Below are 8,698 nucleotides of genomic sequence, written 5' to 3'. Positions count from 1 at the left end.
CAGACCGGCATTCGTCTCATGCGCGCAGTCCCAGAACGTGATCCCCGCCTTCGGAAACAGATCGCTCACCGGCATCATCGCAGAACCGATGATCCCGAACGCATGCTCGATCCCGTGAAGCTGCAAAACCTTAACAAAAGACTCCTCAGTGGTCATTCTCATTTTATTTTCCTTGTTTTCAGTCCATTAGCCTATCACTGCGCGCAAAATTCGCTGTCGAATCAAATCCGGGACATGCCGACCAGAAAGAAAGAGATCCCGTAGCGGCTCCGGTATTGATCGAACCTGTTCCAAGCGACCTTTCGCGCGCTATTTGCCTTGGCGGCGGGAAAGGGGGCCTGCCCGCCGGGGCAGGCCCCCTTTCGTCATTTCGACACCGCACTGGCCAGCTGCGGATCGCATCCGAGACCCTCGTCGTCATCGGCGGGATCATCGCGGAACGGGCGGTCGGGGCGGATCAGCAGCGCGCAGGCCGCACCCAGCAGCAGCAGGACCAGCGAGGCCGCAAAGGGCAGGTCCCAGCGCCCGGTCATGTCGATGATCAAGCCGAAGACGATGGGCGAGATCATCCCGGCCAGGCCGAAGCCGAAGTTCATGAAGCCGCTGGCGGTGCCGGAATATTGCGGCGCGATGTCCATCGGCGTGGCCCAGATCGGCGCCACGATCAGCTCGGCGAAGAAGAAGGCCGCGCTGAGGCTGATCGCCACCGTCACCAGATCGGTCGAGAACATCACCGGCAGCATGCAGGCGAAGGCGCCGAGGAAGCCCAGGATGATGACGCTGATCCGCGCCAAGGTGACGTTGCCGGTGCGGCGCAGAATGCCGTCGCTGAGCCAGCCGCCCGCCAGATCACCCACCACCCCGGCCAGGAAGACGCCGGCCGCGAAGATGGCGGATTTCTTCAGGTCCAGCTCGTGCTGGTGCAGGAAATAGGACGGGATCCAGTTCAGGAACAGCCACAGCGTCCAGCCATAGCAGAAATCGGTGATCGTCACCGGCAGCATGCGCCGCAGAAGCCGCCCCCAGGGCAGGGTCTTGCGCTCGCCCACGATCTTCTGGTCGGGCAGGGCCTCCAGTTCCTCGGGCGTGATGCCCTTGTGGCTGCGGGGATCGTCGCGGAAATACCACCACCACAGCGCCACCCACAGGAAACTGATCAGGCCGACGATGATGAACGCCTCGCGCCAGGACAGCGCGATGATGAGAAAGGCGATGAGCGGCGGGGTCAGCGCATTGCCGAAACGGGCGAAGGCATGGGTGATGCCCTGCGCGAAGCCGCGCTTTTCCGCCGGCATCCAGTTCGACAGCGCCCGGGTGGCGGTCGGAAAGGCCGAGCCTTCGCCCATGCCCAAGAGCACGCGCGCGATGATCAGCGAGACCGCGCCCTCGACGAAGCCGATCATCACCGTCGCGGCCGACCAGACCGTGCCGCAGATGATCAGCGTCTTGTGCGGCCCCAGCCGGTCGCCCAAGCGGCCGCCGAGGATCTGGAACAGCGCATAGGGATAGGCGAAAGCGGAAAACGCCAGCCCCAGCTCGAAATTCGTCAGGCCCAGTTCGGCCTGCATGGCGGGGGCGGCGGTGCTGATGTTCACCCGGTCGATATAGGTGACCAGATACATCAGGCAGATGACGAACAGGACCCGGTCCGTCGTCCTGAATCGGGTAAGCCTTAGCATGTCTCCTCCCTGGATTATGCTGGATGTGTTGGCACGTCCGTTTGCGGCCCGTTGCGCGCTCCCCTGTTGAAGTCCCGCCCTCCTCCGACGGGTCTTCGGGCTTTCGGCGCCGGGCCGGATTCCTGGAAAATGAGGACTCCTTCCTGCCCCTGGGGCGCTATTGCGTCAGCTGCGCCAGCTTCAGGCGCTGGATCTTGCCCGAGGGGCCCTTGGGCAGCTCGGCCATCAGGTGGATCACCTCGGGTGACTTGAACTTCCCCAGCCGCTGCTCACAGATCGAGATCAGTTCGGGCGGCTGCAACGCCGAGCCGGGGCGCAGGGTGACGGCCGCCTCGACCCGCTCGCCGTAGCGGGCGCATTTGCGGGCAAAGGCCGCGGCCTCGATCACGTCGGGATGGGTATAGAGCGCCTCGTCGATCTCGCGCGGGGCGATGTTCTCGCCGCCCTTGATGATCAGCTCCTTCAGGCGGCCGGTAACGAAGACATAGCCCTCCGCATCCATCCGGCCCAGATCGCCGGTGCGCAACCAGCCGTCCGCGGTCAGCGCGGCGGCGGTCGCGACCGGGTCGCCCAGATAGCCGCGCATGACATTGGGCCCACGCACGGCGATCTCGCCCTCGTGGCCGGGCGGCAGCGGGCGCAGGTCGGGCGACAGGATCGCCACCTGGTTGCCCACCGCCCGACCGGGCGAGCCGATCTTGCGCTGGCCCGGCGGCAGCGGGTTCGACAGGATCTGCGCCGCCGTCTCGGTCAGGCCCATGGTCTCGACGATGGGAATGCCGAAGCGGCGCTCGAAGCCCGACTGCACCTCGGGCGCCAGCGCCGCCGAGGCCGAGCGGCCGAAGCGCAGCCGCGCCCGGGCCTCGGGCGACGGCTCGCCCTCGCCATGCAGCAGATGCGAGATGATCGTCGGCACGACCGAGAACCAGCTGGCCCCGTGCCGTTCGCAGCTGGTCCAGAACTGACTGGCCGAGAAACGCTCGCAGACCACCACCGAGCCGCCCGAGAGCAGCGGCGCCAGGATGGTCACGCAAAGCCCGTTGATGTGATAGATCGGCAGCACGCAGAGCGCCCGGTCCTCGGGGCAAAGCTCATGCGCCAGCGCGGTGGTCCAGCCGCCGGCCAGCAGACTGGCATGGCTGTGCACCACCCCCTTGGGCCGGCCGGTGGTGCCCGAGGTATACATCAGCAGCGCATCGTCTCCGGCGCCATGCGGGTGCGGCTCGGCCGGCGCACAGCCGGCGGGCCAATGGAAGCCGTCCCCGGCCTCGATCACGACCGGCGCGGCGGGATGGGCGGCCAACGCGCTGTCAAGCAGCGCCCGCTGGCCGGGATCGAGCAGCAGCGCGCTCGCGCCGGAATGCGACAGCGCATAGCCGACGGCCTCGGCCCCGGCGACCAGGTTGATCATCGTGGCGCGAAAGCCGCCATAGAGCGTGCCGAACAGGCCCAGCACCGCATTGCGGCCGTTGGGCATCATCAGCGCCACGCTGTCGCCGCGCGACAGCCCCAGCCCGGCCAGATGCCCGGCGATGCGGGCGGCCTCGTCACGCAGCTCGCGCCAGGTAAGCCGCCCGCCGTCGGCGGGGAAGATGTGGCTGGTGGCGTCGCCCCGCTCGGCGGCGCGGATGTCGAGCCAGTCGCGGACGGTGCCTTGCGGCGGGTGGTGCGGGTCCAGCCTCATTGCCCCACCTCCTGCCAGTATTCGCCGAAGATCTCGTCCAGCGCCGGCTCGCGCGGCGGGATCGGGCGCACGACGCGGGTGCGCTGCATGAAATGCCGCCAGTTCAGGTTGGCGTCGATGGAGTTGCCGCCCCAGCTGCCGCAGCCCATCGACAGCGAAAAGGGCAGCCCGTTGTCGAAGGCGCCGCCGGTGGCAAAGCAATGCGCCTGGTTGACGATGACCCGGCAGACCGGCAATTCGCGGCCCAGCCAGATCGGGCGGCCCGTGTCGCGCGAATGCAGCCCGACCGAATGGCCCGCGCCCTGATGCAGCAGGATGCGCCGCGCCAACTCGGCCGCGTGCTCGAAATCCTGGGCGCGATAGAGCGCGGCGATGCGGCTGAGCTTTTCGCCCGACAGCGGATGGTCGGGACCGATGCCCTCGGTCTCGACCGCGATCAGCCGGGTGCCGGGCGGGACCTTGCCGGCCAGTCCCAGCCCGTCGATCATCACATCGGCATCCTGGGCGATGATCTCGCGGTTCATGTGCCCGTCCTGCCAGAGCCGGGCGATGATCCCCGGCGCCTCGGACGGCGGCAGGACCGCGCCGCCCTCGGCCGCCAGCGCAGCCAGGAAGGCGTCATAGACCGCATCGACCACGATCAGCGCGTTTTCCGACGAGCAGGAGGTGGCGTTGTCGAAGGTCTTCGAGGCGGCGATCCTGCCGGCCGCCGCCGCCAGGTCGGCGGTCTCGTCCACGATCACCGCGACATTGCCGGCGCCGACGCCGATGGCGGGGGTGCCGCTTTCATAGGCGCGGCGCACGTTGTCCTGGCTGCCGGTCACCACCACCAGGTCCGCGGTCTCGAGCAGGCGCTGGGTCTTGGCCTTGCTGCCCTGACCCGGCAGCATCTGCACCAGGTCGCGGTCCTCGCCGATGCGGTCGAATTCGGCATGGATGAAGCCCAGCAGCATCTCGCAGCAGGCCACGCCCTTGGGCGAGGGCGACAGCAGGATGGCATTGCCGCATTTCAGCGCGTTGATGATGTTGTTCGCGGGTGTCGCGGCCGGGTTGGTCGAAGGCACCACCGCGCCGATCACGCCGATGGGCCGGGCGATCTCGGTAATGCCGGTCTCGGGGTCGTCGGACAGGATGCCATGCGTGGCCACGCCACGGATGTCGCGCAAAAGACCCAGGGTCTTGCGGTGGTTCTTGACGATCTTGTCGGCGACATTGCCAAGCCCGGTGCTGCGGACCGCCAGCTCGGCCAGCTGCCGGTTGCGTTCCGGCTGCATGATGGCCCAGCCGGCGGCCAGGGCAGCCCGGTCATAGCGGCGCTGGCTGCCCCCCGCCTCGTATCCGGCCTGCGCGCCGCGCGCCCGCGCCATCGCCGCGTCGACCGAGAGAATATCGTTCGAGATGTTCATACCTGTCACTTGCTCCGGTTCCCGGCAGGCTCCCGCCGAGAGGGTGAATGGGTGGGCAGCCCGGAAAACCGGGTCTCGCCATGTCTGCAATGTTGGTCTGGCACGGCCTCCTCTTGCCGTGGTCTTCGACCTTAGGCGATGAAAACAGTCTTGCAAATGTTTTCATTAACTCTCATGATTGATAAAAATATATCCAGAAAATCCTATGATTAAGCCAGATATTGTTTTCGTCGCCAAGCTTGCAGGCGTTTCACCGGCCACGGTGTCGCGGGTGATGAATCACCCCGACCTGGTGCATCCGGCGACCCGCAAGAAGGTCGAGCTGGCGATCGAGAAATCCGGCTATATCCGCAACCGCGCCGCCCAGGCCATGCATGGCAAGCGCAGCGCCACCATCGGTCTGGTTGTGCCGACCGTCGCCAACACCATCTTCGCCGAGGTGGTGCAGGCCTTCAACGACACGGTCAGCGCCCAAGGTTTCACCCTGCTGCTGGCTTCGCATGGCTACGACCTGGACAGCGAATACCGGCTGGTCCGCAAATTGCTGGAGCATCGCGTCGATGCGCTGGCGGTGGTCGGGCTGGATCACAGCGCCGGCACCTTCCGGCTGATCGCGGAGCAGCGCGTGCCGCTGCTGGCGCTCTGGAACTACCTGCCGGATTCGGCGCTGCCCTGCATCGGCGTCGACAACCGCGAGGCTGGGCGGATGGCAGCCGAGCATTTGGTGGCGCTGGGGCATCGTCGCATCGGCATGGTCTTTCCCGCCACCTTCGACAACGACCGGGCGCGGGACCGCAAGACCGCGGCGACGGCGGTGTTCCGCGCCGCCGGCATCGAATTGCAGGATCGCTGGCAGGTCGAGGTGCCCTACAGCATCGCCCAGGCCAAGGCCGCCTGCCTGGAGCTGCTGGCCGCCGAGGACCGGCCGAGCGCCCTGCTCTGCGCCAATGACGTGATCGCGCAGGGGGCGATCTATGCGGCGGCGCGGCTGGGAATCGCGATCCCCGCCAGCCTGTCGGTGATCGGCATCGGCGACTTCGCCGGCTCGGCGCAGATGGAGCCGGCCCTGACCACGGTGCGGATCCCGGCGCAGCAGGTCGGCATCGCGGCCGGACAGGCCATCGTCACGGCGATCGGGCGCCCGGATGCCGATTTCATGATCCGCAGCCGCGCCGAGCTGGAGCTGATCATGCGCGCCAGCACCGGCATTGCCGCCGAAATGATCCGGCCCTGACGCCCATCACATCAGCTGCGCCAGCTCCTCGGCCGCCGCGCGCAGGTCGGGCAGGTATTTCAGCCCCTCGCCCAAGGTCAGCCGCTGCACCGGGGCGTGGAAGGACACCGTGGCGATCAACTGCCCCGAACGGTCCAGCACCAGAACGGCCAGAGCGATCATGCTGGGCACGAATTCCTCGGAATCGGACGAATAGTCCCGCTCTCGGATCTGGCGCAGCGCCTCGCGCAAGCGCTCGGGGTCGGTGAGCGTCTGCGCGGTATAGGCGTGCAATTCGGCGCGTTTGAGATAGCGTTCCAGCTTGCCGTCGTTGATCTGCGACAGGGCCAGCTTGCCCGCCGCCGTGGCGTGCAGCGGCACGCGCGAGTCGACGTGAAGCTGGATGCGCAGCGGCCAATGCGTCTCGACCCGGTCGATATAGAGCATCGCGTCGCCGTCGGGGATCCGGTCGTCGGGATGTTTCGGCTGCGATCTTGGAGGGTAGTATTCCCGAACCGTAATGCTCATGCGACCAAGGATCCTGCCGGCTACCAGCCACCTTGATGCAAAGACGAGTATTCCTGGAATCGCGCGCCCGCAACGAACACTGTTTATGCAATAATATCAATGCATTGATAATCCGCTGCGGCGGATTTTTTGCCGTTTCCGGATCGCGCATGCGATACGCCGGCGTGATCAAGCGATTGGCCGGTGGCCAGGCGCAGCAGGCTCGCCAGGGCGCCATGCAGGTCGATCGCCTGGCGCGTGCCGCCCTCTTCGGTCTCGACCGGCACCAGGACGATCTTCTCCACCAGGGCCCGCAGCGCTTCTTTGGTCTCTTCATGTCCCTCGGCCTCGGAGAGGCCGCGGATCAGCTGGCCGACGCGGGTCCGATAGGTCTTCGCCATCGACGGATGAAACCGGACCGGGTCCGGGGCAGGGGAGGCCGAGAGCTGGCGCTCCAGGTCCTTGCGGCGCGCGTCCAGCGCGATCATCCGGTCCTTGACCTGCTCGGCCGGCACCCCGGCGACGATGGCATCGACCAGCTTCTTGTGATCGCCCGTGACCTGGCGCAGCTCCTTCTCGAGCGCCGCGCGGCCGGCGCCGGCCTCGGCCTGCAGCCGGTTGCGCTCGGCGGCATATTCCTCGCAGAAGATCTGCACCACCCCCGGATCCATCAGGTGGTGTTCCAGCGCGTTGAGCACCGCGCCCTCCAGATCCTCGCGCCGGATGACGGTCATGTTGGTGCAAACCGCCGGACCCTTCTGCCGCGCGGCCGAGCAACCGAAGCTGTCCTTCGACACCTTGGAGAAGCCCGAGCCGCAGCGGCCGCACTTCATCAACCCGGAGAACAGGAACCGCGGCCGGCGCCGGTCCCAGACCGGGATATCCGTGTTCTTCGACTTCATCGCACCCTGGCGATGGCGGGCCGCTTCCCAGAGGCCGTCCTCGAGAATCCGCAGCTCCGGGACCTCGGTGATCACCCGATCTGCCTCCGGGTTCAGCCGCGAGACGCGCTTGCCGGTCGACGGATCCTTGACGTATTTGAGCCGGTTCCAGACCTGGCGGCCGACATAGAGCTCGTTGTTGAGAATCCCGGTGCCGCGCTCGCGGTTGCCGTGGATGCTCGAGGTGCCCCAGGCGCCGCCCTGCGGGCCGGGGATCTTCTCCAGATTCAGCTGCTCGGCGATCTTCTTCGGCGAGATGCCTCTGGCGTAGTCTGTGAAGATGCGTCGCACGACCTTGGCCTGGGCCGGGTCGATCTCGCGGTCGCCGCGGATCGGCTCGCCGTTCGCGGCGAACTTCACCACGGGTTTGTAGCCATAGGTCAGGCCGCCGGCGGATTTGCCCTCCAGGGCCCGGCCCTTGAGGCCGCGATGGGTCTTCTTGCCGAGCTCCTTCAGGAACAGCGCGTTCATCGTGCCGGTGAGGCCGATATGCAATTCCGAGACCTGGCCCTCGCTGATGGTCTCGATCAGCTGGCCGTTGAAGGTGAGGCGCTGGTAGATGGTGGCGATATCGGCCTGGCTGCGGCTGAGCCGGTCGAGCGCCTCGGCGATCACCACGTCGAATTGCCCGGCCTGGGCGTCGCGCAGCAGCTTTTGCAGGCCCGAGCGCATCATACTGGCGCCGGAGATGGCGCGGTCGGAATAGACCTCGACGACCTCCAGCCCCTGGTGCGCGGCATAGTCGCGGCAGGCGCGGATCTGGTCCTCGATCGAAGCATCGCGCTGCAAGTCGGAGGAGAACCGGGCATAGATCGCGGCGCGCAGGGCTTGGGTCATGGCGTGGTCTCCTCGTGGTGAAGCTCAGTGCGGGCGGCCCTCCCGGTCACGGGCATGATCGGCGCGGGCCACGACGCGCGCAAGGGCGCGGATGAAACCGAGATAGGCCGCACGGTCGGCAGGGTCAGGGCAGGACACCGGCACAGACCGGGCCGGGGCTGCTGCCCCCGTCCTGCCCTTGCGCGTGGCGCCCTGTTGCCCTGCCTGTGCCAAACGCAATTCTCTCCCGTGCCGCGCAGAGCCAGGGTCCAGGCTCATTGAGTTTCACAGCCAGAACAAGACGGTTGCGGCTAGCATGATCGCAGAGAAGAAGGTTTCCGGGCACCGGTCGTATCGGGTCGCGACGTATGAGGAGGATCAGAAAACAGTCCGGGGGACTGTTTTCCCGACGATTGGCCAATCCTTCAGGCGGCCGAACATGATCTCGATGC

The 8,698-nt window shown here is 66.9% G+C and carries 7 protein-coding genes; 1 reads left to right on the top strand and 6 read right to left on the bottom strand.

Going from position 1 to position 8,698, the window contains the following annotated elements:
• The 4 genes from AQY21_RS28205 to AQY21_RS26990 form a co-directional block, all read right to left on the bottom strand.
• A partial coding sequence (locus tag AQY21_RS28205; protein ID WP_203416696.1) for a thiamine pyrophosphate-binding protein occupies positions 1-162 on the bottom strand: 162 nt, incomplete at its 3' end.
• Between the two features lie 203 nt (positions 163-365).
• Positions 366-1,679 (bottom strand): MFS transporter, encoded by a 1,314-nt coding sequence (locus AQY21_RS27000; RefSeq protein ID WP_058100670.1) that lies wholly within the window; start codon positions 1,677-1,679, stop codon positions 366-368.
• 157 nt (positions 1,680-1,836) lie between these two features.
• Entirely contained in the window at positions 1,837-3,363 is a 1,527-nt protein-coding gene (locus tag AQY21_RS26995; RefSeq protein ID WP_058100669.1) for an AMP-binding protein, read from the bottom strand.
• Positions 3,360-4,769 (bottom strand): aldehyde dehydrogenase family protein, encoded by a 1,410-nt coding sequence (locus AQY21_RS26990; RefSeq protein ID WP_058100668.1) that lies wholly within the window; start codon positions 4,767-4,769, stop codon positions 3,360-3,362. Before AQY21_RS26990 ends, AQY21_RS26995 begins: the two co-directional genes overlap by 4 nt.
• A gap of 205 nt (positions 4,770-4,974) precedes the next feature.
• Between AQY21_RS26990 and AQY21_RS26985 the strand changes: the two genes are divergently transcribed.
• Entirely contained in the window at positions 4,975-6,003 is a 1,029-nt protein-coding gene (locus AQY21_RS26985; protein WP_058100667.1) for a LacI family DNA-binding transcriptional regulator, read from the top strand.
• Between the two features lie 6 nt (positions 6,004-6,009).
• On the opposite strand, the gene AQY21_RS26980 is transcribed toward AQY21_RS26985, so the two are convergent.
• Together AQY21_RS26980 and AQY21_RS26975 are read right to left on the bottom strand one after the other, a co-directional pair.
• On the bottom strand, positions 6,010-6,510 hold the full coding sequence (locus AQY21_RS26980) for an IclR family transcriptional regulator (protein ID WP_238986917.1): 501 nt from the start codon (positions 6,508-6,510) through the stop codon (positions 6,010-6,012).
• A gap of 83 nt (positions 6,511-6,593) precedes the next feature.
• Positions 6,594-8,267 carry a recombinase family protein gene (locus AQY21_RS26975; protein ID WP_058100666.1) on the bottom strand — a complete coding sequence of 558 codons (1,674 nt, stop codon included), beginning with the start codon at positions 8,265-8,267 and terminating at the stop codon, positions 6,594-6,596.
• Between the last annotated feature and the right edge of the window lie 431 nt (positions 8,268-8,698).

Origin of the sequence: Paracoccus sp. MKU1 (assembly GCF_001447385.1) — a bacterium.
Lineage (GTDB): Bacteria > Pseudomonadota > Alphaproteobacteria > Rhodobacterales > Rhodobacteraceae > Paracoccus.
The sequence above is the reverse complement of the archived record's forward strand: the minus strand, read 5'-3'. Positions and strand labels throughout refer to the sequence as shown.